Annotated in this window: 28 protein-coding genes and 1 pseudogene; 19 read left to right on the top strand and 10 right to left on the bottom strand. The window is 70.0% G+C overall.

All coding sequences use genetic code 11. From position 1 onward, the window contains the following. Positions 1–16: 16 nt before the first annotated feature. On the bottom strand, positions 17–1042 hold the full coding sequence (locus ACRQ5B_RS07980) for a DUF6454 family protein (RefSeq protein WP_432398605.1): 1026 nt from the start codon (positions 1040–1042) through the stop codon (positions 17–19). A gap of 221 nt (positions 1043–1263) precedes the next feature. Between ACRQ5B_RS07980 and ACRQ5B_RS07985 the strand changes: the two genes are divergently transcribed. The 9 genes from ACRQ5B_RS07985 to ACRQ5B_RS08025 all read left to right on the top strand — a co-directional run bounded on the left by ACRQ5B_RS07985 (position 1264) and on the right by ACRQ5B_RS08025 (position 5428). Further along, positions 1264–1737 (top strand): Asp23/Gls24 family envelope stress response protein, encoded by a 474-nt coding sequence (locus tag ACRQ5B_RS07985; protein WP_400158351.1) that lies wholly within the window; start codon positions 1264–1266, stop codon positions 1735–1737. Then, positions 1734–1925, top strand: a complete 192-nt coding sequence (locus ACRQ5B_RS07990; RefSeq protein ID WP_400158352.1) for a DUF2273 domain-containing protein — start codon at positions 1734–1736, stop codon at positions 1923–1925. Before ACRQ5B_RS07985 ends, ACRQ5B_RS07990 begins: the two co-directional genes overlap by 4 nt. Beyond that, positions 1922–2263 carry a hypothetical protein gene (locus tag ACRQ5B_RS07995; RefSeq protein WP_412884062.1) on the top strand — a complete coding sequence of 114 codons (342 nt, stop codon included), beginning with the start codon at positions 1922–1924 and terminating at the stop codon, positions 2261–2263. The genes ACRQ5B_RS07990 and ACRQ5B_RS07995 overlap by 4 nt, the downstream gene beginning before the upstream one ends. Continuing rightward, positions 2260–2841, top strand: a complete 582-nt coding sequence (locus tag ACRQ5B_RS08000; RefSeq protein ID WP_412884061.1) for a hypothetical protein — start codon at positions 2260–2262, stop codon at positions 2839–2841. Before ACRQ5B_RS07995 ends, ACRQ5B_RS08000 begins: the two co-directional genes overlap by 4 nt. Then, complete coding sequence (locus ACRQ5B_RS08005; RefSeq protein ID WP_432398608.1) at positions 2838–3443, top strand: hypothetical protein; 606 nt, start codon at positions 2838–2840, stop codon at positions 3441–3443. The genes ACRQ5B_RS08000 and ACRQ5B_RS08005 overlap by 4 nt, the downstream gene beginning before the upstream one ends. A 61-nt stretch (positions 3444–3504) precedes the next feature. Next, the gene (locus tag ACRQ5B_RS08010) at positions 3505–3735 is read left to right on the top strand and encodes a CsbD family protein (RefSeq protein WP_290256251.1); all 231 of its coding nucleotides are present in this window, start codon (positions 3505–3507) and stop codon (positions 3733–3735) included. Between the two features lie 108 nt (positions 3736–3843). Further along, complete coding sequence (locus tag ACRQ5B_RS08015; RefSeq protein WP_412884059.1) at positions 3844–4434, top strand: RNA polymerase sigma factor; 591 nt, start codon at positions 3844–3846, stop codon at positions 4432–4434. Further along, on the top strand, positions 4431–5042 hold the full coding sequence (locus ACRQ5B_RS08020) for an Asp23/Gls24 family envelope stress response protein (protein ID WP_432398611.1): 612 nt from the start codon (positions 4431–4433) through the stop codon (positions 5040–5042). Before ACRQ5B_RS08015 ends, ACRQ5B_RS08020 begins: the two co-directional genes overlap by 4 nt. Further along, on the top strand, positions 5039–5428 hold the full coding sequence (locus tag ACRQ5B_RS08025; protein ID WP_412884057.1) for a hypothetical protein: 390 nt from the start codon (positions 5039–5041) through the stop codon (positions 5426–5428). The genes ACRQ5B_RS08020 and ACRQ5B_RS08025 overlap by 4 nt, the downstream gene beginning before the upstream one ends. Before the next feature lie 14 nt (positions 5429–5442). On the opposite strand, the gene ACRQ5B_RS08030 is transcribed toward ACRQ5B_RS08025, so the two are convergent. Genes ACRQ5B_RS08030 through ACRQ5B_RS08040 form a run of 3 tightly spaced genes read right to left on the bottom strand, consistent with a single transcriptional unit; the run spans position 5443 to position 6856 of the window. Then, positions 5443–5787 carry a protein kinase domain-containing protein gene (locus tag ACRQ5B_RS08030; RefSeq protein WP_432398721.1) on the bottom strand — a complete coding sequence of 115 codons (345 nt, stop codon included), beginning with the start codon at positions 5785–5787 and terminating at the stop codon, positions 5443–5445. Beyond that, positions 5784–6479 carry a protein kinase domain-containing protein gene (locus tag ACRQ5B_RS08035; protein WP_432398613.1) on the bottom strand — a complete coding sequence of 232 codons (696 nt, stop codon included), beginning with the start codon at positions 6477–6479 and terminating at the stop codon, positions 5784–5786. Before ACRQ5B_RS08035 ends, ACRQ5B_RS08030 begins: the two co-directional genes overlap by 4 nt. Continuing rightward, entirely contained in the window at positions 6476–6856 is a 381-nt protein-coding gene (locus ACRQ5B_RS08040) for a hypothetical protein (protein ID WP_432398614.1), read from the bottom strand. The genes ACRQ5B_RS08035 and ACRQ5B_RS08040 overlap by 4 nt, the downstream gene beginning before the upstream one ends. Positions 6857–7044: 188 nt before the next feature. Here ACRQ5B_RS08040 and ACRQ5B_RS08045 point away from each other — a divergent pair, with 188 nt between their 5' ends. Together ACRQ5B_RS08045 and ACRQ5B_RS08050 are read left to right on the top strand one after the other, a co-directional pair. Then, positions 7045–7860, top strand: a complete 816-nt coding sequence (locus ACRQ5B_RS08045; RefSeq protein ID WP_432398616.1) for an alpha/beta fold hydrolase — start codon at positions 7045–7047, stop codon at positions 7858–7860. Further along, positions 7857–8828 (top strand): diguanylate cyclase domain-containing protein, encoded by a 972-nt coding sequence (locus ACRQ5B_RS08050; RefSeq protein ID WP_432398618.1) that lies wholly within the window; start codon positions 7857–7859, stop codon positions 8826–8828. Before ACRQ5B_RS08045 ends, ACRQ5B_RS08050 begins: the two co-directional genes overlap by 4 nt. Before the next feature lie 7 nt (positions 8829–8835). On the opposite strand, the gene ACRQ5B_RS08055 is transcribed toward ACRQ5B_RS08050, so the two are convergent. Both ACRQ5B_RS08055 and ACRQ5B_RS08060 read right to left on the bottom strand, forming a co-directional pair. Beyond that, positions 8836–9039 (bottom strand): hypothetical protein, encoded by a 204-nt coding sequence (locus ACRQ5B_RS08055; RefSeq protein ID WP_290256243.1) that lies wholly within the window; start codon positions 9037–9039, stop codon positions 8836–8838. A gap of 315 nt (positions 9040–9354) precedes the next feature. After that, complete coding sequence (locus ACRQ5B_RS08060; protein WP_290256242.1) at positions 9355–9561, bottom strand: DUF2945 domain-containing protein; 207 nt, start codon at positions 9559–9561, stop codon at positions 9355–9357. Positions 9562–9679: 118 nt separating this feature from the next. Here ACRQ5B_RS08060 and ACRQ5B_RS08065 point away from each other — a divergent pair, with 118 nt between their 5' ends. The 4 genes from ACRQ5B_RS08065 (at position 9680) to ACRQ5B_RS08080 (ending at position 13176) form a co-directional block, all read left to right on the top strand. Next, positions 9680–10126: an STAS/SEC14 domain-containing protein gene (locus ACRQ5B_RS08065; RefSeq protein ID WP_432398621.1), complete on the top strand. Its 447-nt coding sequence runs from the start codon at positions 9680–9682 to the stop codon at positions 10124–10126. A 116-nt stretch (positions 10127–10242) separates the two neighbouring features. Further along, positions 10243–12231, top strand: a complete 1989-nt coding sequence (locus ACRQ5B_RS08070) for an ATP-binding protein (protein WP_432398623.1) — start codon at positions 10243–10245, stop codon at positions 12229–12231. A 46-nt stretch (positions 12232–12277) separates the two neighbouring features. Then, complete coding sequence (locus tag ACRQ5B_RS08075) at positions 12278–12646, top strand: ArsR/SmtB family transcription factor (protein ID WP_432398625.1); 369 nt, start codon at positions 12278–12280, stop codon at positions 12644–12646. 32 nt (positions 12647–12678) lie between these two features. Further along, entirely contained in the window at positions 12679–13176 is a 498-nt protein-coding gene (locus tag ACRQ5B_RS08080) for an SRPBCC family protein (protein ID WP_432398627.1), read from the top strand. 42 nt (positions 13177–13218) lie between these two features. On the opposite strand, the gene ACRQ5B_RS08085 is transcribed toward ACRQ5B_RS08080, so the two are convergent. Beyond that, positions 13219–13761: a TspO/MBR family protein gene (locus ACRQ5B_RS08085; RefSeq protein ID WP_432398629.1), complete on the bottom strand. Its 543-nt coding sequence runs from the start codon at positions 13759–13761 to the stop codon at positions 13219–13221. Between the two features lie 112 nt (positions 13762–13873). On the opposite strand from ACRQ5B_RS08085, the gene ACRQ5B_RS08090 reads away from it, so the two are divergent. The 3 genes from ACRQ5B_RS08090 to ACRQ5B_RS08100 all read left to right on the top strand — a co-directional run bounded on the left by ACRQ5B_RS08090 (position 13874) and on the right by ACRQ5B_RS08100 (position 17100). Beyond that, positions 13874–14653, top strand: a complete 780-nt coding sequence (locus tag ACRQ5B_RS08090; protein WP_432398631.1) for an SDR family NAD(P)-dependent oxidoreductase — start codon at positions 13874–13876, stop codon at positions 14651–14653. A 55-nt stretch (positions 14654–14708) separates the two neighbouring features. Further along, positions 14709–16397 carry a long-chain-fatty-acid--CoA ligase gene (locus tag ACRQ5B_RS08095; RefSeq protein ID WP_432398633.1) on the top strand — a complete coding sequence of 563 codons (1689 nt, stop codon included), beginning with the start codon at positions 14709–14711 and terminating at the stop codon, positions 16395–16397. A 103-nt stretch (positions 16398–16500) separates the two neighbouring features. Then, positions 16501–17100 carry a DUF1992 domain-containing protein gene (locus tag ACRQ5B_RS08100; RefSeq protein ID WP_432398634.1) on the top strand — a complete coding sequence of 200 codons (600 nt, stop codon included), beginning with the start codon at positions 16501–16503 and terminating at the stop codon, positions 17098–17100. On the opposite strand, the gene ACRQ5B_RS08105 is transcribed toward ACRQ5B_RS08100, so the two are convergent. Next, the gene (locus tag ACRQ5B_RS08105; protein ID WP_432398636.1) at positions 17097–17738 is read right to left on the bottom strand and encodes an NADPH-dependent F420 reductase; all 642 of its coding nucleotides are present in this window, start codon (positions 17736–17738) and stop codon (positions 17097–17099) included. The two genes, ACRQ5B_RS08100 and ACRQ5B_RS08105, sit on opposite strands and share 4 nt — an antisense overlap. A gap of 111 nt (positions 17739–17849) precedes the next feature. Beyond that, entirely contained in the window at positions 17850–18179 is a 330-nt protein-coding gene (locus ACRQ5B_RS08110) for a DUF6221 family protein (RefSeq protein WP_412884031.1), read from the bottom strand. A gap of 184 nt (positions 18180–18363) precedes the next feature. On the opposite strand from ACRQ5B_RS08110, the gene ACRQ5B_RS08115 reads away from it, so the two are divergent. Continuing rightward, positions 18364–19029, top strand: a complete 666-nt coding sequence (locus tag ACRQ5B_RS08115) for a Pr6Pr family membrane protein (RefSeq protein WP_432398638.1) — start codon at positions 18364–18366, stop codon at positions 19027–19029. A gap of 73 nt (positions 19030–19102) precedes the next feature. Here the strand turns inward: ACRQ5B_RS08115 and ACRQ5B_RS08120 are convergent. Further along, positions 19103–20975 (bottom strand): annotated as a pseudogene (locus ACRQ5B_RS08120) (Na+/H+ antiporter). Positions 20976–21009 lie beyond the last annotated feature (34 nt).

Here is a 21009-nt window from a genome sequence, read left to right on the forward strand (position 1 = left end):
TTCGGGCCGGGTGCCGCTAGTTGGCGGCTTTGACGGTTGCTTCGTAGGTGAGGATTTCGGTGCCGTTGCCTTCGTCGCCGTTGTCCGGGGCCACCTTCATGGTCAAGTGGTCGCCGTCGGCGGTCATTTTGAACGGGTTGCGGGTGGCCACGTGGCCGGCGGTGGACCACTGCTGGAACGGCACATCGCGGGTCACTGCGTGGGACTTCAGGTCGATCATCGCCATCCCGCCGAGCTCGTAGGTTCCGGCGGTCCCGCCGGCGGCGGGGGTCTGCGGGAGGTTGGTGATGCCGCCGCAGAGCATCTTGGAGGCGGGGACGTACTGGCAGTCCTGATAGTCGATGAAGTAGTTCGGGTTCTCCCAGGTGGCGAGCTGCTTACCCTGCAGGTCCCATTCGGCGAAGCGCCGCGATCCCCAGGTGTTTCCCACAAGGTGGCCGGTCTGCTTGTCCATGACGATGCCGCCGAAGTGGTCCTTGACCTCGAACTGCTTGTGCACGTCCAGGGTTTTGGCATCCACCTTGTAGATGATCGCGCTGCTGTCCGGGCGGTACTGCGCCACCGGCACCCAGACATTGGTGCCGTCGAAGTCGATGCCGCCGGGGTGGTACATGTCGCCCTCGCCCAGGGTGATGTCCTTTTGCAGTTTCCCGGCCTTGTCCATGACGAACAGGTGGCCGATGCCCTTGCCCGGGGTCCGGTCGAAGCCGTTCTGCGGGGTGGCGAACTTGGTGGTGGGCTCGGTGATCTGGACGGCCGACAGGAAGATGTGGTCCTCGCTGAAGGCAATTCCCTCCGTGTGGTAGGTCGGGAAATCCAGTTTCAGCTTGCCGGTCTGCCGCCAGGCCGTTCCGCGGTCCACGCGGCTGAACGCGTCCGCCAGGGCCGTGCCGGGGCCGTCCTGGGCGTGCGAGCCGGGGTCCGCTCCACCGCGGTGGTCGTTGTCCGCGGCCTGGGCGACGGCGGTGCCGCCGATCGCGGATGCGGCCAGGACGATGGCTGCGGCGGCGGTAAGGATGCCTCGGGTGCGAGTCGCGCTCATGGTGAGCCTCTCAGGGTTGGATCTCCGGCTGACCCGGCCAAGCTACCCGCCGGTAATGAACCGGGTGTGGAGCCAAGGTGAACGCCCGGGGGCCGGTTCCGCATCCGCTCCTCACTGTGATGCAGCTCACGCAAAGTCGACCGTGAGGTTTCCCGTGCCCGCCCCGTCTTCCTAGTGACGGCGCATCAGTGCGCCTCCCTCAACGAACAGGAGTGATAGCAATGACCAACCAGACGCACACCCCCGCAGACGTTCCGGCCAAGACCACGTCCACCGCGGTCGCCACCACCAACCAGCACACCAAGAACGACGGCCGCGGCAACACCACGGTGGCCGACGGCGTCGTCGCCAAGATCGCCGGCATCGCCATCCAGGAGATCGAGGGCGTCCACGCCCTCGGCGGCGGCGCAGCCCGGGCCCTTGGCACCCTGCGCGAAAAGGTTGGCCAGAAGGACCTCACCCAGGGTGTGAGCGTCGAGGTCGGCCAGACCCAGGTTGCCGTCGACGTCACCCTCGTCGTCGAGTACCCCTACCCGCTCCAGCAGGTGGCCGATAACGCCCGCGACGCCGTGTACAACGCCGTCGAGGACCTGGTCGGCATGGAGGTCACCGAGGTCAACATCACCATCACCGACATCCACGTCCCCTCGGACGACCAGGATGACGACGACACCAACGAGCCGAGGGTCGCATGAGCCCGACGGTCGCCGGCGTCGCCGCCGGCGCCGTCCTGGCGGTCGTCGCCCTGGCGTTCGGCTTCTGGGGACTGGTCCTGACCGCCCTGTTCATGGGCATCGGTGCCATCCTGGGCCGCAGCGCCGAGGGCCGGCTGGATCTGGCCGGAGTGCTGGACGCCCTGCGCGGCAAGCGCTCATCGTCATGACCCGCACCGGCCACACCCGGATCACGGGGACGGCCCTGCGGCACACCGTCGAAGCGGTCACCGCGGAAGCCTTCGGGGTTCCCCGGGGCAACGTCTCCGCCCAGCTGGACGACGACGCCGGCCAGCTGGCCGCCGCGGTGACCGTGCAGCTGGCCGTGCCGCCGCTGCTCGGCCCGCGGCCGGACCAGCCGGTCAGCCTCTTCGAGAAGTCCCGTGCCGCGCGGCAGGCCATCCTCGACCGTGCCCCGCAGCTGACCGGGATGCAGCTGGGCCGGGTGGACATCAGGCTCAGCGGCGCCAAGACCCCACGCGAGCACCAGGAAAGGAGAGTGGCGTGAACCAGAACCAGGCAACCCGGCGGATTCTTCGGCGGGAAACCCACTCCTCCCGGGCAACAGTGTCGGCCGTGACCGCGATCCTGCTGACCGTCCTCTTCCTCTGGCTGGCGCTGGAGACGGTGCTGGCACTGCTCGGCGAACCCGCCCTGCTGGCCGCTCCCGGACAGCTGTGGCGCTGGCTGACCGGACTGCCCCAGGCCACCATCCCGGCCGGGCTGGCCGCGGCCGGGGCGGGCGTGGCGCTGCTGGGCCTGGCCCTGCTCCTCACCGCGATTGCGGGCGGCCGCCGCTCCCGGCGGGCCCTCGAAAGCGACCGCACCGCCGTCGTGGTGGACGACGAGGTCATCGCCGCCGCCGTCTCCCGGCGGGCACGGCTGGCCGCCGGGCTCACCCCGGGCCAGGTGACCTCCACGGTTTCCTCCCGGTCGGTCGCGGTCCAGGTCCGCCCCACCTCCGGAGTGCCCGCGGACCGGGATGCCATCCATGCGGCGGTGGACGGCGAACTCGCCGCCTACCGCCTGGACCGCCGGCTCGCGCCCTCGGTCCGGATCCTCAAGGAAGGAGTGCTGGGACAGTGAGCAACACAAACAGGGCACTGAACCGCATCCTGCTGGCGCTGGCCGGGCTGGTCCTGCTGGCCGCCGGCGCCGTCACGGCCGCGGCCGGGCTGGTACCGGACATCGCCGCCAGCTGGACCGCCACCGGCACCTTCCTGATGGACCAGGCCCGGGCCGCACTGGCCTCGGCGCCCCTGCCGGGACGGCCCGGGAGCTGGTGGTCGGTGGCCGCAGTGGCCGTCTTCCTCGTCGCCGCCGCGCTCTCCGTGGCATGGCTCGCCTCCCAGGGTGGCGGCCGGACTCCCCGGCTGGCCCGGGACGACGACGGCGACCGGGGTGCCACCACCATCGACGCAGGACTCATTGGCACCGCCGTCAGCGAGGCGCTGGACGGCAACCGCCTGGTGGTCGGCAGCAACGTCTCCGCCTGGGAAAACCGGCGCGGCACCGGGCTGCGGCTCCGGCTGGAGGCCCGGAAGGGCGCCTCACCACGGGAGCTCGCGGACACCGCCGAGGAGCTGGTGCGCGGCATCGATGCGCTGATCGGGCATCCGGTACCGGTCCTGGTACGAATCACCACCGGAGTACGGTCCCGGGTGGCCGGCGCAGACCGCGCCCGCTGACCGGCACCGCAGCAGAGCACCACCCTTACACGAGCACGACCGACAGGAAAGGAACACGATCATGGGGATCGATGACAAGGCCAACAACGCCGTGACCAACCACCTCGGCGCCGCCAAGGAGGGTGCCGGCAAGTTGACCGGCAACGAACAGCTGGAACGCGAGGGCCAGCAGGACCAGGCCAAGGCCCAGCTGCAGGACGCCGGCGAGAAGATCAAGGACGCCGCGGCCGACGTCGGCGGCAACCTCCGGGAAGCCGCGCGCAAGATCAAAGAAGGCTTCAGCAAGAACTAGTTCCACCGGCCGCACCCGGCCCGGGCCGCCCCCTGAGGGAGCCCGGGCCGGTGCCCGGCTCACTTTTATGGCCCGCTCTTTACGGCCCGCGATGAAAGCGATAGACACGTGACTGGTTCACCCCCGGCGCCGCACCACCTGGACGCCGTCCCGGATGCGCTGCTTGCCGGCCGCGCTGCCGACGGCGACACCGCGGCCTTCGAAACCCTCGCCCGGCGTCACGGGCCCGTGATGCGGGCCGCCGCACGCCGCCTGACCGGCTCCCTTGCCGACGCCGACGACGTCGTGCAGGAAGCGCTGATGCAGGCCTGGCGCCAGATCGACACCCTGCGGGAACCCGCGGCGGTCAGGGGCTGGCTGCTCCGCATCACCGGCAGCCGCAGCATCGACCACCTGCGTCGCCGCCGCTTCCACACCGACGTCGACTCGGTCGAGGAGACGCTGGACGCGGGCATGGCCGGCCGGCCCGCCAGCCCGGACCCGGAATCTTCGGCAGTCAGCGGCTCGCGGATCGAAGCACTCAAGCGGGCGCTGGCAGCACTGCCGGAGGAACAACGCCGCTGCTGGGTGCTCAAGGAATTCAACGACCAAAGCTACGAGGACATCGCGCAGACCCTGAACATCAGCACCGCGAGCGTCCGCGGCAGGCTGGCACGGGCGCGGGTCACCCTGGCGCGCGAAATGGAGGAATGGCGATGAGTACACCCAACGACACCCTCGACTGCGGACATACCCTGGCCGAACTCAGCACGTATCTGGACACCGGCGAATTCGCCGACCCCGGACACCTCAATCAGTGCCCGGAATGCCAGGCAGGACTGGCGGCGCTGGACAGCATCTCGGCGCTCGGAACCGACCTGCGCGACGCCGACATCGCGGCGGCGGGATCGGGCACCGACGACTGGATGCAGTCCATCCTGGACAACCTGCGGCTGGAACTCAGGCCCGGACGGAGCATCCCCGTCCGCGGCGGCCATGCAGACGACATCCTGTCCGAGACGGAGGGCGCCATTTCAGCGGTGATCCGTTCCGTGGCGGATGCGTTGCCCGGGACCGCGGCGGGAAAATGCCGGCTGCACGGGGACGTAGGAACCCCCGGGGCCCCGGTGACCGTCTCCGTGGACCTGGCCGTGGTGTACGGCCACCCGTTGGAACAACGGGCGGCCGAGCTCCGCAGCCAGCTGGCGGACACGCTGTCACAGCAAACCGAATTGAACATCACGTCGATCGACGTCACCATTACCGACATCCTGGCCCCGCCCCCACCTGCGGACCGGACCCAGACCACACCGGAGGAGAAGCCATGACCGAGCCCCTGCGCCCGAGCGCCAGCGCTTCGGACCACGCCCCGGCCGTCGCACCGGACACTGCTGTCAGCGGCGGATCGGACAGTGCCGTGGCACGCGAACTGCACCGGGTCCTCGAACAGGTCGACGGCGTCCAGACGCTGTACCCGGCCCACCCGGTGTGGCAGAACATTGCCGGCGCCGCCCACGCCGCCGTCACCGGCGAGACGCCCAACCCGGTGGCAGTGGACGCCTCCGGCGACGTCGTCACGGTCAAGGCCCGCATCGGTGTAGCCACCGGACACCGCGCCCCCGACGTCGCACGCGCCGCGGCAGCCGCGGTCCGCGCGCACCTGGAACCGCGCCGCTGTGCGGTGGAAGTTGCCGTCGTCCACATCGCCGGATGAGCGCCGGGCCCGGGTCACCGGGCGATGCGCTTCAGGGCGCGGCCGACGGCGGCGGCGGTGGGCCGGCGGGCGGGTTCCGGATCGGTCATCGCATGCAGCAGCACGGACCAGCGTCGCCCCACCGTCGACGGGAGCCTCGGCAGCCGCAGCGTGCGGGCCACCATCGACTCCAGCGCCGGCCCGGGGAAGGCCTTGATGCCGGTCAGGCACTCGAAGATCACCAGGCCCAGGGCATAGATGTCGCTGGCGCTGCTGGTCCCGGTGCCATGCACCGCCTCGGGACTGAGGTAGTGGGGCGTGCCGGACGTGGCGCTGTTGGCCCGGTGCCGGGCGCTCGTGGCGATGCCGAAGTCGGTCAGCGTGGCCCGGCCCCTGCGCCGGCGTGCCCGGGCGTGAGGCCGGCCAGGATGATGTTGGCCGGTTTCACGTCGTTGTGCACGATGCCGCGGCGGTGAAGGTGGGCCAGTGCACCGGCAATGTCGGCCGACCATACGGTCACCTGCCCGGCACTGAGGGTGTTCCCGTGCAGATGGGACCGCAGGTCGGGGCCGTCAATCAGCTCGGTGACGACATAGCCGCGGCCTGCCGCCGTGGCGTCGTCGTCGGCCGCCCGGCCATGGCCCAGCACCCGCACGATCGCGCGCTGCCGCAGCGGGCCGTGGAGGTCCCGCTCACGGATGAACGGCGAGGCGGCATCCGCGGTCCCGGCGCGGAAGATCTTGACCGCCAGCTCCGGGGCGGAGCTTCGTGCCGCCAGGTCGGTGGCCCGGTAGACGTCCGCCTCGGAGCCGCGGCCCAGCAGTTCGCCGAGGAGGTAGCGTCCGTCCAGAAGGCGCTCGACTGCGGCGGTGCCCGTCGCGGCGGGGTGCCCGCCCGCGGCGGGAGTGCCCGTGGCGGCGGGAGAAAGAGAGAAGGTGGCGGAAGCCTCCCCAGGGCAGGTGCCGGGCCTGGCTGTGCGCTGTGCATGCCCGGCCGGGGCCTGCACGGGCGTCCGACGGTGCAGGCGGCGGGCCGCACGGTGTTGGTCGTCGAGAACTTGGGCGAAGGTCACAGCAGGAGCCGGGCGAACTCGTCGTCGGGCAGTCCGGCAGCCTCGACCAGCTCGGTGCTGGTCGAACCGTTAGCGGCCGCAGCCCGCAGGGCGGACAGCAGTTCGTCCTTTGCGGCGTCCAGCTCCCATTGCAGGCTCTCGACCCGGGCCGCGGCGGTGCTGACCGCGTGCAGCGGCTCTCCTGCGGCGGCCGCGTCCTGCCGGAAGCCGCAGGGGCAGACCCACTCCGCGGAGCCCGGCAGCTGGAAGCCCCAGAGCAGGGAATCCAGCGAGGCCTTCTGTTTCACCATGGCCCCACCGCAGTGCCGCGGGGCGGCGTCGACGTGCACTGAAGCGGCAGCGGGGGCCGCCTGCCTGGGTTCGAGTACCGCCGTCATGGTGTCACCAATCTTTTAGCTAGAAAGCAATATAGCTAGTCTAACTAGTATTGTTATCTTGTCCAGCCCGGCTCCATGGCCAGGGGGCTGGCCGGAGCTAGGATGGTACGACTCATCCGCCGTTCCAGGCCGGCCGGCAAGAGCAACAACGAGGCCGACGAGGGTCGGGGAGAAGGCGGGATGATCACGTGGTAACCGATGTGCTGGTCCGCAACAACGTCCGGACCCTGGGCCCGGAGGACGGCCCGGCCCTGGTCTTCGCGCACGGCTTCGGAACGGATCAATCCATCTGGCGCCGGATCCTGCCCGCCTTCACGGACCGGTACCGCGTGGTGCTGATGGACCACGTCGGCTCGGGCGGCTCGGACAAAGCGGCCTACGATTCCGGCCGCTACGCCTCGCTGGAGGCCTACGTTGACGACCTGCTGGAGGTCTGTGCCCGGCTGGAGCTGCGGGACGCGACGCTGGTGGGACACAGCGTGGGGTCCATGATGGCGGTCAGCGCCGCAGCACGGGACACCGCGGACCGCTTCGGACGCCTGATCCTGTTGACCGCCTCGCCCTGCTACCTGGACCACCCGGACCAGGGCTACGAGGGCGGTTTCAGCCGCGGCGACCTTGACGATCTTTTCCGGTCCCTGGATTCGAACTATCTGGTGTGGGCCGAGTCCATGGCGCCGGTCTATATGAACGTCCCCGATGCTCCCGAGCTGGACCGGGAGGTCCAGGGCAGCTTCGGCCGCATCGGGCCGCGCGTGGCCCGGGACTTCGCCCGGGTGGCCTTCCTCTCCGACACCCGCCACCTGCTCCCCGGGGTGCTGGTTCCGACGCTGGTGCTGCAGGCGACGGACGACGTCGTCACCCCCGACTCGGTGGGCGCCTACCTTCAAGAGCACCTGGCCCAGGGGACGCTGGTCCGCCTTTCCGCCACGGGACACTTCCCGCAGTCCAGCGCGCCGGAGGAAACCGCGGCCGCCATGCTCGACTTCCTGGCGGCCTCGTGACCGGGCCCGCGCCGCTGGAGCCTGCGCCGCTGGACTATGGCGAACTCTTCCACGCCGTGCCGGCCGGATACGCCGTCGCCGGGATCGACGGCGTGATCGAGGCCGCGAACGCCACCCTCACCCGCTGGGCCGGGGCGTTGCCGGGCGAGCTGGAGGGGAAACGGCTCTTGGACCTCTTCCCCGCCGGGGACCGGCTGATGTTCCGGACCCACGCCGTGCCTGTCCTGGACCGGGAAGGTCAGCTGTCCGAGCTGGCGGTGTCCCTGCTGGCGCCGGACGGGGAGCGGCGGCCGGTCCTGCTCACGGTAACGCGGACCCAGATCGGGGGCGCGACGCGGGACCTGGCGATCTTCTACGCCGCACCGGAGCGCCGGCGCTACGAATACGAGCTGGCCGCCGCCCACCGGCAGCTGGAGGACGCCGCCGCGGAGCGGGCTGCCCTGCTGCGGGAGGCGCACCACCGGGCGCTCCACGACCCGCTCACGGGGCTGCCGAACCGCCGGCACCTGCAGGAGAGCCTGATTGCGGCCCTGGCGAGGGCCGGGGACGACGGCGGGCGCGTGGGGCTGTTGTTTTGCGACGTCAACGACTTCAAGCTTGTCAACGACTCCCTGGGCCACGCCGCGGGGGACCGGGTGCTGGAGCACGTGGCCCGGATGCTTTCCGGTGCGGCCCGCGGTTCCGACATGGTGACCCGGTACAGCGGGGACGAGTTCGTCATCCTGGTTCCGGACCTGGTGACGGCGGCCGAGCTGGACGCTGTGGCGGCACGGGTCAGGGGCTGCCTGGCGGCCCCGTTGGCGGTCGAAGGCGCAACGCTGCCGTTGTCGATCGCGGTGGGCCAGGCGGAAACGGCAGTGGACCCGGCCGCCGGAGCGGACCGGGTCCACGATCTTGCCGCGTCGTTGCTTGCCGGCGCTGACCAGGATATGTACCGGGCCAAGACGGCCATGCGGTCAGCCGGTTAGCCGCGTCCTAGGCGGACGCCGCCTCAAGGTTGCCCGCGCCGTGCTGCACGCTGAGGGTGAAGGTGTTGGGGCCGCTGGCGTGGACGGCGACGTTGGACTTGGCGGTGTTGTGCCGGACCGAGTGCTCGTGGACCAGGGCATCCAGCTCGTGGTGCATCGTGGCACGGTCCCAGAATTTGTGGGTCACGGTGGTGGCAGTTTCAAACGTCATTGTTCAGGCTTCCATTCTTGATCCGGATCTCCGGCTGCCGCACCGATGCGGAGCCGCCGTCAGTCCACACCGGAAACACCCGGGACCATGGCGGCTGGAAAGCCCACCGGTTTGGCCTCGTTGCGTCCACCAGTATGGATCCCCGGCCAGCGTCCGACGCGCGGGGCATCGGGGCGGATCCGGGGCTGCGCCGGCGGAAGTTTGAGGGTCCCGGCCGGCTGTTCCATGATGCACAGCGGCCGGGATGGCCCTCAAGCCAGAAGCCGAATATTGCAGGTGAGAATGGTCACATGCCCGGGCGGGACGGCCCGGCGGCTACTTCTTTTCGGTCAGGGCCGAGGCCTTATGTGCCGCGCGGGCACCGGTCTTGGCCGACTCCACCACGTACTGCGGCTCGTCCTCGCTGGCCCGGTGGGTGTTGCCGTCCAGCTCGAAGTCGCTGGTTTTCTTTTCCACGATCTTGCCGTGGGTCTTTCCCTGCGGCGAGTTCCACTCCACGGACATTCCTTTGCGCAGTGACACGGGTGCTCCTTCGGTTGGACGGATCGGGCGGACGGAGGCCGGGCGGAGAGCAAAATTCGCCCACCGCCGTCGCCGTGTTGCTCGCTGGCCTTGGTCCGGGGTGCTTAGACTGGGCCTGATGTTACCGGAAACGATCCTTGCTGCGAACGGGAAGAACACTCTGACCGTCAACGACGGCATCATCGAGTCCTCCTGGGCGCCGGGCTCGTTCGTGGACATCGCCGACGCGCGGGACGCCCTCAAGGCGACCGCCGCGATCACCGGGAGCAGCCGCATGCCGATGCTCTCGGTGATGACCGACGTCGAAATCAGCGCCGCCGCCCGGTACGAGTTTGCCAAGTCCTCAGACGTCCTGGCTATCGCGGTGCTGGGCTCCAGCGCCGTGGACCGGGTGATCGCCGCGGCCACCAGCCGCGACACCGACTACCCGCACGAGTTCTTCACCTCCCGGGCGGAGGCGCTGGCCTGGCTGCGCGGGTTCCTCGAGGACTCCGCAGGCCCAGAAACGGGCGGCCTGGCCGCCGGAAACCCGGCACCGGGATACTCTGACGCCACGAACCGCTGAACTGGTAGCCTCCCCGTAACGGCCGCAGCCCCGCCCCTGGACCGGGGGCCCGCCCGGCCATGACCCGCCGCGCTGTGATCCGTGGCCTGCGGCGGGGAGTCAAGCGAGGGAGTGCCATGGGCGTCGCCGAAATACAGGTTGACCAGCGCGTGATCGGGATCGATTCGCGGCGCTTCGCCTCGGTGGAGAAGGCGCTGGTGGAACTGATCACCAACAGCGACGAAAGCTACGCCCGGATGGAGCGTGCCGGCGCCGCGGATACGGGCCGGATCCTGGTCGGCTACGAACGGCACCTCACCGGCGCCGTGCTCACGGTCGCCGACCAGGCGGAGGGCATGAGCTTCGGGCAGGCCCGCAGCATCCTCAGTTACGGCGGCGCACACAGCCCGCTGGCCCGCGGCGAGGGCAACGGCCGCGGCTACTTCGGCCGGGGCCTGAAACAGGCCGTCTTCGGGTTGGGCCACGGCTGGCTGGAGACCGTCCGGGAGGGCCGCTTCACCCGGATCGACATCTTCCGCGGCGGCAACGGCGGATACCTGTACGACGACGGCGGCGGCAGCCGCCCGGCCCTCCCCGCGGACTATGCGCGGCTGGGGCTGACGGAAGGGCCGACGGCGGGGCACGGCACCCGGGTGACGATCGTCGTCGAGAACCCCCGCGTGGTGATCAGCCAGCACCACACCCTGCGTCAGTCCCTGGCCAACAACTTCTACCTGCGGGAGGTGCTGGGCCGGCGCACCGTCGAGCTGTCCGCGGGCCACCCCGGCTCCGGCGCGGACAGCCCCGAGCCGGTCCTGTTCACCGAGCCCGCGGCCGAGGTCCTCATCGGGCCAGGGCAGGCCGGGACGGTGCCCTTCGAGGGCCGGGACTACCCCTTCACCCTGACCGTGAAGCGGGCCTCCGGGACCGAGCTCATCAGCCGCGGCGACGAACGGACCAACGGGCTGGTGGTGCTCTCCGGCCAGGCCGTCCTGGACTGCCAGCTGTTCGAGTTCGAGAACCAAATGGGCACGGAGTACCTCTTCGGGGAGGTCCGCTGCGATGCCCTGACCGACATGCTGGGCCACGGCCGTGCGGTCATCAGCGACGAAAGGGAAGGCCTCAACGCCCGCGATCCCTTCGTGGAGGCCTTCTCGCGGGCTGTCAGCGCGGCGTTGGCCCCCGCCGTACTGGCCGAGCGGGAGAAACTCTCGCACCTGGAGCGGGCCACCACCTCGGGCCGGACCGCGGAGATGATCGAGGAGCTGCTGCGGCACATGAACCGCGCCGCCGTCGTCGACCTCGGCCTGCAGACGGAGCCGGACGCCGTGTCCCTAACGGCCGGGCCCGGACAGGCCGACGCCGGCGCCTCCCGGGACGCCGACGCATCCGGCGCGGCCCCGGCGCTGCGGTTCACCACGCCGTTTTACTACCGCCCGCCGGGGCATGCGTTCCACGTGGCGCTGCTGCCCGACCCCGCCCTGCTGCCGCCGGGTACGGACTTCTCCGCCACGGGTCTTTCCGTCGAACCCGAGCTGCCACCGTCCATCCATCTCGAGGGGCCGCACGCCCCGGCCCAGGACACCCTGGGGACCGATGATCCTGGACGGCTGGTCTGGACGGTCACCGGGGACCGCGCGGGGGAGCGGGGCACGCTTACCGTGAGGGCCGGAGACCACTGGGCTACCTGCGAGATTGTCATCGCCGAGCAGGCGTCCCGGCACGCCGGTGACCAGCCGGCGCATGCCGGGGCCGCGTCTACGCCGGGCGCCTCCCGGGCCAGGCCGCGGCCCAACCGGGACCACGGCATGGACCTTTTCACCGGCTACGAGTTCCGCAGCCTCCCCGACGGTGCGGACCGGGCGGTGTACAGCGCAGCGGAGCGCAAGGTCATCATCAATACCGCGGCCCCCACCGTGCGGCTCTACGTCGACGGCCGGGGCCGGTTCCGCGACTCGGCCCGGCTGCTGCTGGCCGAACTGTTCCTGGACGTCATCGCGGACGAACTCGCCCGGCGCCGCGTGGCCCAGAACGGCCATGGCGGCGATCTTGAAGCGTTCCAGGCCGCCCGGCGGGACATCGTCCGCCGCTACGGCAGCGACGTCCACCGGACTTTCCTGGGCTGACAGAAACCCTTGACGGTCACTAAGAAGCGGCCTATTCTACAACCAAATGGTTGTAGATCAGTTGAGTGAAGAGGCGGCGGACCGGGTGTTCCAGGCCCTGGCCGACGCCACCCGGCGGGACATCGTGCGGCGGGTGACGGCGTCGGAGTCTTCGGTCTCGGGCCTCGCCGAGCGCTACGCGATGAGCTTCGCCGCCGTCCAAAAGCACGTTGCCGTCCTGGAGCGCGCCACCCTGGTGACCAAGGAGAAACGCGGACGGGAGCAAATCGTGCGGGCCAACCATGACGGACTGCAACGGGTCCGGCGTCTGCTGGACGACTACGAAAACATCTGGAGGCAGCGCTCGGACCGGATCGCGGACCTCCTCGCGGAAGGTACGCCGCCCGCGCGGGGGAGTGACTCCACCGGGGACTAACCAGCATCACCAATCGCAGGGAAGGGGACATCATGACCGTCATCAGTTCAGCCCAGGATCCCGGGGCGCTCAGCCTCACCGTGATCGCGGAGTTCGACGCCGGCGTCGAGCGCGTCTGGCAGATCTGGGAGGATCCGCGGCAGCTCGAACGCTGGTGGGGTCCGCCCACCTGGCCGGCGACCTTCGAAAAGCATGACTTCGTCCCCGGCGGTGAGGCGAGCTATTACATGACCGGCCCCGAAGGGGAGAAGGCCCGCGGGTGGTGGCGCTTCGTCTCCCTGGAGGCCCCGCACCGCCTGGTGTTCGACGACGGTTTCGCCGACGACGACGGCGAGCCGGTCGCGGAGATGGGCACCATCCACGGCGTTGTCACCCTGGAAGACCTGGGCGGCCGCACCCGGATGAGCGTGGTCTCAACCTTCGAAACCCAGGAACAGATGGAAAAGATCGTCGCCATGGGCATGGAGGAAGGCATGAAGGGCGCCCTCGGCCAGGTGGACGCGCTCCTTGCCGAACCGGTCCGCGCCTGAGCGGCACGTCCAGAACCGTAGCCCTGAAGCTCTACGCCGCCCTCAGTTGTTGAGGGCGGCGTACAGGTTCAGGCTGGCCGAGAAGACCAGCCAGGACAGGTACGGGAGCATCAGGAGTCCGGCAGCGGTGCTGATCGGGCCGAAGCGGAACACCGTGGCGGCGGCCAGGGCCGCGTGCGCCGCGATCAGCCCCAGGGCCAGCCACAGTGCGGCCGCCCCCATCAGCGGATACATGCCGAAAAACATCAGGGGCCACGCCAGGTTCAGCACCAGCAGGCCGCCGTAGGCCAGGAAGGCCGGCCGGCGCGGCAGCAGCCGCTGGCGCCAGACCAGCCAGGCGGCGACCGCCATGCCCGCGTACAGCAACAGCCAGAAGGAACTGAAGGCCAGCGCAGGCGGCGTCCACGGGGCCGTCAGGGCGGTGGCGTACCAGCCGGCCGCGTTGGCCCGGATGGGCAGGGACCCCACGAAGGACACCACGAAAGAGACGGCCAGGAAGACCCCCAGGGCGGCTGCCTGCCGGCCCCGCGGGAGGGCGCCGGGGGCGGACGTGCCCGGAGCGCTTGGTTCGACGTTCAAGAGCACAGAATCACTGTGAACAACATCCGGCACTCCCGTCAAACCGTGACCCATGTTCCCCGGCCGTCAGCTGCCCTAAGCTGGCGCTGTCAAGGACTGCTGCGTCTGGAAGGACATCATGGGCAACGAAGCTGCATGGCAGGAAAACATCACACCCGGCCGGTTCGCGGGCAGGACCGTCATCGTCACCGGGGCGGGTTCGGGCATCGGGCTGGCAACGGCCCTCCGGGTCGCGAAGGAGGGCGGCCGGGTGGTCGCCGCGGACGTGAGCGCGGAGCGCCTCGATGAGTTGGTGGCCGGGCACGGGGAGCTGGAGATCCTGCCCGTCGCGGGGGACATCTCCGCCGCGGAAACCGTCGCCGCCGTCGTCGAGGCCGCCGGCGGCCGCGTCGACGCCCTGGCGAACGTCGCCGGCATCATGGACAACTTCGCCCCGATCCACGAGGTGGACGACGCGGTCTGGGAGCGCGTGTTCCGGATCAATGTCACCGGACTGATGCGGCTGACCCGGGCGGTCCTGCCGCTGATGCTGGAGGCGGGGACGGGCTCGGTCGTCAACGTCTCCTCCGAAGCGGGCCTGCGCGGCTCCGCCGCCGGCGCCGCGTACACCGCCTCCAAGCACGCCGTTATCGGGCTGACCAAGAACTCGGCGGTGATGTACGGGCCCAAGGGGCTGCGCTTCAACACGGTTGCCCCCGGCGCGACCATCACCAACATCGTCGCCGAATGGGGCTCGCAACTGGCGGTCGAGCGGCTGGGACCGCTGATGGGCGCGAACATTCCGACGCCCGCCTCGGCGGCGCAGCTGGCGGCCTCCATCACCTTCCTGCTCAGCGACGACGGCACCAACATCAACGGCGCGGTGCTCGCCTCCGACGGCGGCTGGTCCGCCCTCTGACGCCGCGGCCGCCGGGGATTAGCTGCCGGGCCGCTGTTCGCGAAATGATGTGACCATGCACAACACGGACCCCCGGCCCTGGCTGAAGAACTACCAGCCGGGCGTCCCGGCCGACATCGAGCTGCCCACCGAGTCGCTCGTGTCCATGTTCGAACGGTCCGTGAGCGAGGCCGGCGCCGCCCCCGCCATGGAGTTCTTCGGCCGGCGGACCAGCTACACCGACCTCGGCGAGCAGGTGGACCGGGCCGCCGAGGGACTGCGCCGCCTAGGCGTGCGCGCCGGCGATCGCGTGGCTCTGATCCTCCCCAACTGCCCGCAGCACGTCGTCGCGTTCTACGCGGTCCTCCGCCTGGGCGCCGTCGTCGTCGAACACAACCCGCTGTATACCTCCCGCGAGCTGCGCCACCTGTTCGAGGATCACCAAGCACGCGTGGTGATCGCCTGGGACAAGGCCGCCGCCGCCGTCCGCGAATTCCCCTCCGACATCGAAATCGACCACGTCGTCTCCGTGAATCTCCTTGAGGCGTTCCCCGCCGTCAAACGGCTGGCCCTTTCCCTGCCGGTGAAGAAGCTCCGCCAAACCCGGGAGTCGCTCACCGCACCGGCCCCCGGCACCACGCCGTGGAAGGACCTGCTGGGTCACGGCCGGATCGACCCCTCGCACCCCCGCCCGGCGGTCACGGACCTCGCCGCGATCCAGTACACCTCCGGCACCACCGGCCGGCCCAAGGGCGCCATGCTGACGCACTTCAACCTCTACGCCAACGCGTTGCAGGGCGAGGCCTGGATGGCGGGCGCGGAATACCGCAAGGAGATCTTCTACGCGATCCTGCCGATGTTCCACGCCTTCGGCATGACGCTCTACCTGACCTACGGGATCCGCAAGCAGGGCCTGCTGGTGCTCTTCCCCAAGTTCGACCCGGACCTGATCCTGGCCGCCATGAAGAAGTCGCCCGCCACCGTCTACTGCGCCGTCCCGCCAATCTACGAGCGCACCGCCATGGCTGCGAAGGAGAAGGGCATCTCCCTGCGGTCCTGCAAGTACTGCATCTCCGGGGCCATGAACCTGCCCGACCACGTGGTGGAACTCTGGGAGTCGGTCTCCGGCGGACTGCTGGTGGAGGGCTACGGGATGACCGAGTCCTCCCCGGTGGCGCTCGGCAACCCGTTCCACCCCACCCGCCGCACCGGGACGATCGGCGTGCCGTTCCCCTCCACACTGATGAAGGTGGTCGAGGTGGACGATCCCTCCGTGGAGGTCGCGCAGGGTCAGCCTGGGGAGCTCCTGATCAAGGGCCCGCGGGTCTTCCAGGGCTACTGGAACAACCCCGAGGAAACCGCCAAAACCCTGACGGCGGACGGCTGGCTGCGGACCGGCGACGTGGTGACCGTCGACGCCGACGGGTTCACCACCGTGGTGGACCGGGCCAAGGAGCTGATCATCACCGGCGGTTTCAACGTCTCACCCACCGAGGTGGAGGCCGTGCTGCGCCTGCACCCGGACGTCCGCGACGCCGCGGTGGTCGGCAAGCCGCTGGAACGTGGCGGCGAGATGGTAGTGGCCGCCGTCGAACTCGAACCCGGCACCTCCCTGGACGAGGAAGCCCTGCGGACCCACTGCCGCGAGCACCTGGCCGGCTACAAGGTTCCGCGCCGGGTGGTGGCCGTCCCCGACCTGCCCCGGTCCATGCTGGGCAAGATCCTCCGCAAGCAGGTCCGCGAGGACGTCCTGCCGCGGCTCTGACACTCCACTGCCCGTGGCTGCCGGTGCCAGTGCTGGGGTTCCGCCGTCGTCGTCCCGCTGGTCATACTGGGAGAAAGCATCGGACCCGGGAAGGGGTGCAGGCATGGTCGAGGGGGAGAATTCGGCATTCCGGCGCCGGGTGGAACGGGCCGCCGAGCTGCGATCCCTTCGGATCAGCGGCAGTTCGGTCGAGGAACAGGCCGAGCTGGACGCCGTGGAGGAGGAGCTGCGGCGGAAGCGCGCCGCAGTGGACGACGCGGCGCGGGCCGAGTACCTGGTCCGGGACGCCATGGCGCAGGGGAAATTCGACAACCTGAAGTACGCCGGAAAGCCGATTCCGGGCCTGGGCGAGGTGTACGACCCGGACTGGTGGGTCAAGGGGCTGCTGCAACGTGAGGACCTCAGCGGACTGGGTCCGGCCGCAATCCTCTTGAGGACCGAGGATGCCGCCCTGGATGGCCGGCTGGACCAGCAGGTGGCGGAATCCCAGGTGCGGGAGATCATCGCCGACTTCAATGCCCGCGTTATCGAGGCGCGGCGCCAGTTGCAGGGCGGTCCGCCGGTGATTACGAAAACGCGGGACGCCGACGTCGAGGTGGCCAGGTGGCGGGAGCGTCGTGCTGCGGCGGAGCCGGAGGTCCCGGCAACGGAGCCGGACCGCCGGCGCCCGTGGTGGCGCCGGCGGTCCGGGGGACACCGCTAGAGGGTGCGGGGCGCCTTGGCCAGGTTCTCGCGCAGTTCCTCGGCGTTCTGGCGGCTGCCGTAGGCGGGGCGGTCGCGTTCCACGCGCCAGCTCTCGGAGAGCGGGCCGATGTTGACGGTGTCGAAACCGAACTCGTCGTACAGCCGGGTGACCAGTTCCGCGGCCTCCGGGTAGTCACTGGCGGTGGCCAGCGCCCGGCGGTTGTCGGTGCCGGCCGGGGTGCCGTCGGTGGTGATCTGGGTGTACATGATGTGGTTGAAGCCCTTGGCCACCTTGGACTGCGGCAGGAGGTCCTGCAGCATGCCGGAGGTGGTGGCCTCGCCGTTGTCCAGCGCGGCCATGCGGCCGTCGCGCTCCCAGTAGTAGTTGTTGGTGTCCACCACGATCTTCCCGGCCAGCGGTTCGGCCGGGATGTCGCCGATGTTCTTCAGCGGGACGGTGACGACGGCGAAGTCGCCCGCCGCGGCGGCTTCGGCGGCCGTGGCCGCGCGGGCCTTCGGCCCCAGTTCCGCGACGAGGTCGCCCAGCGTCTCGGGTCCGCGGGAGTTGCTGATGACGACGTCGTAGCCGAGTTCGACCGCCTTGCGGGCGACCTGGCTGCCAATGTGACCTGCACCGATGATTCCAATAGTTGTCATAGTGGGGGCAACGACGCCGGGTCCCGGGATATTTCGTGCCGTGCGGGCCGTTCGCTCTGCGCGGAGCTTTTCCGGTCGGCGGACGGACCCAAACGCCTCATGGCCGGCACGTCAGAGCCGCAGCCAGTCCTCGTTGAAGTCCGGGTGGTCGACGTAGGGCAGCGCCACCGCCCGCAGCGACCGTTCCATCCAGTCCAGTGACCGGGGCGCCCAGCCGCCGTCCCCGGAACCGTCGTCAACGGATTCGGTGACCATGGCCGTCAGGGCGGATTGCCGGGCAGCCTCCACCACTTGGATCAGCCGCCGTTTGGCCTCGCACTCGAGCAGCAGCCGCTGTTCGTACCATTCGCCGGACTTGGAGAGGGTCCTATCGGTCAGCAGTGACCTGGCCGCGGCCTCGTCCTCGCCGATCCGTTGGGACAGGAATTCAACGATGTCCACAGCTCCGAGGGTACGCCCGGCCACCGCCGGCAGGCATCCGCGGACGGCCGGAACCGTGTGTCCGGATCGTGATCCCCGCCGGCCCTGCGCCGGGTGTTCCTGCCGGTAGGGTGACGGTGAGGGCGGGCGGCACGACGGTGCCGCCCGATCCGATGCCGCCGGTACACAGCGAGGGAGATCGTCCATGACAACGCCCAACCGTGGTCTTGCCCTCTTCAGGGCCTGGTTTGCAGCCCTCGGCCTCGCCGCCGTCGTCCTTCAGCTGTCCCACCTCCTGCTGAATGTTCCAGGGGCCAAGGCGAGCAACTTCTTCAGCTATTTCACGATTGAATCGAACGTCATCGCCTTCGTGACCCTAGGGATTGCCGCTTACTGCTCGTGGAAGGGCCTCAGCCCCCGGTGGCTGGACCTCTTGCGGGGCGCCGCGACCATCTACATGACCATCACGGGCATTGTGTACAACTTGCTCCTGAGCGACATCGACGTCAACACCCCGATTCCCTGGATCAATGTGGTGTTGCACTACACGATCCCCACGATCATGGTGATCGATTGGCTTGTGGACCTGCCGACCACCAGGATTCCGCTGCGGACCTCCATGGTGTGGCTGGCCTTTCCACTGCTGTACCTCGTCTACAGCCTGATCCGCGGCCCCATTGTCGGCTGGTACCCCTACCCCTTCCTCGATCCCCGGAACGGCGGGTACGGCATGGTGGCCGTGATGTCCCTGGCCATCGCCATCGGCGCCTTCGTCTTCGCAGCCATCGCCGCGCTCTCCACCAGGCTCCGCCTCTCACCCGTGACGGCGGGCGAGGACCCCGCTCCAGAACGAGCTACACCGGCGCGGTGACTCCGGCGCGCTGACACGGGCTCATTGATACAGGGATGTGGCTCCGGCCCCGCTGGCGCAAGCGAAGCGGTGCCTAGCCCAGCAGGTCGTCCTCGTAGCACCAGCGCCACTCCTCGCCGGGTTCGGCGCTGCGCATCACGGGATGGCCGGTAGAGCGGTAGTGCTTCGTGGCGTGGGTGCCGGGGAGGAGTCGCAGCAGGCGACGTTTCCGCACGCCAGGCACATCCTGAGGTGGACCGGCGTCGTGCCCTCCCGCCGGCATTCGGCGCAGAAGGGGTCCTCGGGGACTTCGCGGTCCGGGGCGGACTCCAAGTGCCCGCAGGCGCCGCCGGGCTGCGCAAGGCCCTCGCCGCCGCCGTCGCCGGCCGTGTCCAGCTCGTCGAGGGAGATATCCAGCATGGATTCCTCGACGTCCAACCGATCCAGGACCTCGCTGAGCACCTCGTGGGCGTACTCGCCGCCGCGCCGGAGCTCCAGCACCTTGGACCGTTCCGCCTCCAGCATCGCCAGGCGCAGCTCCGCGTACCGCTGGCTGGGGGTCGCGGCTTCGGAGGTGGGCCGGCCCAGGCGCTCCCACGCCGCCAGCCCGCGCTCCTGGGTGCGCCGCTTCAGCATCGCCATCACTTCGGGCGGGTCGTTGTCGGTGCGCAGTTCCTGCAAGCGTTCCACGCCCGCCGCCGTCGCCAACTGCATCAGGGACGCCTGGTTGAGCGCGTCCTCGCGCCGGTCCGGCCCCTGCACCCGCAGCCACCGGACCAGCGGGGGCAGCGTGAAGCCCTGCAGGGTGAGGGTGCCGCCCACCACCACCATGGCCGCAAGGATCAGCACGGAGCGGTGTTCCAGGTCTGCCGGCAGCACCAGCACCGCGGCGAGTGTGACCACACCGCGCATGCCCGCCCAGGACACGATCGCGGCGAATTGCCAGGGCGGGGCCGGGTCCTTGCGCTTGATACTGGGAATCAGCCGCGGCAGGTAGGTTGCGGGGAAGACCCAGACCGGCCGCAGCACCAGCACCGCCAGCAGGATCACCGCGCAGCCGGCCCAGATCCGGCCCGCGCCGAGCGAATCGTCCTGGACGCCCTCGATGATGGTCCGGACCTGCAGGCCGATCAGCAGGAACACGGAGTTCTCCAGCAGGAACTGCACGGTGTTCCAGTTGCTGCGCTGGCTGAGCCGGGCCGCGCCGTTGGGCATGGACGGCGCCTTCATCCCCATCACCAGGCCGGTGACGACGACGGCGAGGACCCCGGAGGCGTGGATGGCCTCGGCCGGGAGGTAGGCAACGAACGGGGCCATCAACGACGTCGAGGTGTTGATCGCGACGTTGCGGATCCGCTTGCGCAGCATGGTCAGGACGTAGGCCGCGGCCAGGCCCACCACCAGGCCGCCGCCCGCGGCGAGCACGAATCCCCCGCGACGCCGGCCGCCGAGACGGTCCCCGCGATGGCGGCGATGGCGCTGCGCAGGCAGACCAGGGCGGTGGCGTCGTTGACCAGTGACTCGCCCTCGAGGATGGTCACGATCCGGCGCGGCATGCCCACCTTGCGGGCGATCGCGGTGGCGGCCACGGCGTCCGGCGGCGCGACGACGGCGCCGAGGGCGATCGCGGCCGCGAGCGGGATTTCCGGGAACAGCCACCACACCACCAGGCCGACGGCGATGGTTCCGAAGATCACGTAGCCCACCGAGAGCAGGCCGATGGCGCGGCGGTTGGAGCCGAAGTCGAACAGCGAGGTGCGCAGTGCCGCCGCGTAGAGCAGCGGCGGCAGCAGGCCCACCAGGACCATTTCGGGGTTCAGTTCGATGTCCGGGACGAAGGGAATGAAGGACCCCGCGACGCCGGCCAGGACCAGCAGCAGCGGGACCGAGATGTCCAGCTTCCGGCCCAGGGCGCTTCCGGCGCAGACGACCGCAACGAGCACCAGCAAACCGAGGGCTATGTCCATAGGCTCATTCTGTCAGGCGCTCCCCGCGGCGCGG

Origin of the sequence: Pseudarthrobacter sp. L19, assembly GCF_050859435.1 — a bacterium.
GTDB lineage: Bacteria > Actinomycetota > Actinomycetes > Actinomycetales > Micrococcaceae > Arthrobacter.

Bases quoted from the DNA above. Each gene is read 5' to 3' on its own strand.
- ACRQ5B_RS07980 (WP_432398605.1), bottom strand. From the start codon at position 1,042: ATGAGCGCGACTCGCACCCGAGGCATCCTTACCGCCGCCGCAGCCATC.
- ACRQ5B_RS07995 (WP_412884062.1), top strand. From the start codon at position 1,922: ATGACCCGCACCGGCCACACCCGGATCACGGGGACGGCCCTGCGGCAC.
- ACRQ5B_RS07985 (WP_400158351.1), top strand. From the start codon at position 1,264: ATGACCAACCAGACGCACACCCCCGCAGACGTTCCGGCCAAGACCACG.
- ACRQ5B_RS08100 (WP_432398634.1), top strand. From the start codon at position 16,501: ATGGTCGAGGGGGAGAATTCGGCATTCCGGCGCCGGGTGGAACGGGCC.
- ACRQ5B_RS08105 (WP_432398636.1), bottom strand. From the start codon at position 17,738: ATGACAACTATTGGAATCATCGGTGCAGGTCACATTGGCAGCCAGGTC.
- ACRQ5B_RS08065 (WP_432398621.1), top strand. From the start codon at position 9,680: ATGTTACCGGAAACGATCCTTGCTGCGAACGGGAAGAACACTCTGACC.
- ACRQ5B_RS08025 (WP_412884057.1), top strand. From the start codon at position 5,039: ATGACCGAGCCCCTGCGCCCGAGCGCCAGCGCTTCGGACCACGCCCCG.
- ACRQ5B_RS08095 (WP_432398633.1), top strand. From the start codon at position 14,709: ATGCACAACACGGACCCCCGGCCCTGGCTGAAGAACTACCAGCCGGGC.
- ACRQ5B_RS08115 (WP_432398638.1), top strand. From the start codon at position 18,364: ATGACAACGCCCAACCGTGGTCTTGCCCTCTTCAGGGCCTGGTTTGCA.
- ACRQ5B_RS08080 (WP_432398627.1), top strand. From the start codon at position 12,679: ATGACCGTCATCAGTTCAGCCCAGGATCCCGGGGCGCTCAGCCTCACC.
- ACRQ5B_RS08090 (WP_432398631.1), top strand. From the start codon at position 13,874: ATGGGCAACGAAGCTGCATGGCAGGAAAACATCACACCCGGCCGGTTC.
- ACRQ5B_RS08070 (WP_432398623.1), top strand. From the start codon at position 10,243: ATGGGCGTCGCCGAAATACAGGTTGACCAGCGCGTGATCGGGATCGAT.
- ACRQ5B_RS08040 (WP_432398614.1), bottom strand. From the start codon at position 6,856: ATGACGGCGGTACTCGAACCCAGGCAGGCGGCCCCCGCTGCCGCTTCA.
- ACRQ5B_RS08055 (WP_290256243.1), bottom strand. From the start codon at position 9,039: ATGACGTTTGAAACTGCCACCACCGTGACCCACAAATTCTGGGACCGT.
- ACRQ5B_RS07990 (WP_400158352.1), top strand. From the start codon at position 1,734: ATGAGCCCGACGGTCGCCGGCGTCGCCGCCGGCGCCGTCCTGGCGGTC.
- ACRQ5B_RS08010 (WP_290256251.1), top strand. From the start codon at position 3,505: ATGGGGATCGATGACAAGGCCAACAACGCCGTGACCAACCACCTCGGC.
- ACRQ5B_RS08020 (WP_432398611.1), top strand. From the start codon at position 4,431: ATGAGTACACCCAACGACACCCTCGACTGCGGACATACCCTGGCCGAA.
- ACRQ5B_RS08075 (WP_432398625.1), top strand. From the start codon at position 12,278: ATGGTTGTAGATCAGTTGAGTGAAGAGGCGGCGGACCGGGTGTTCCAG.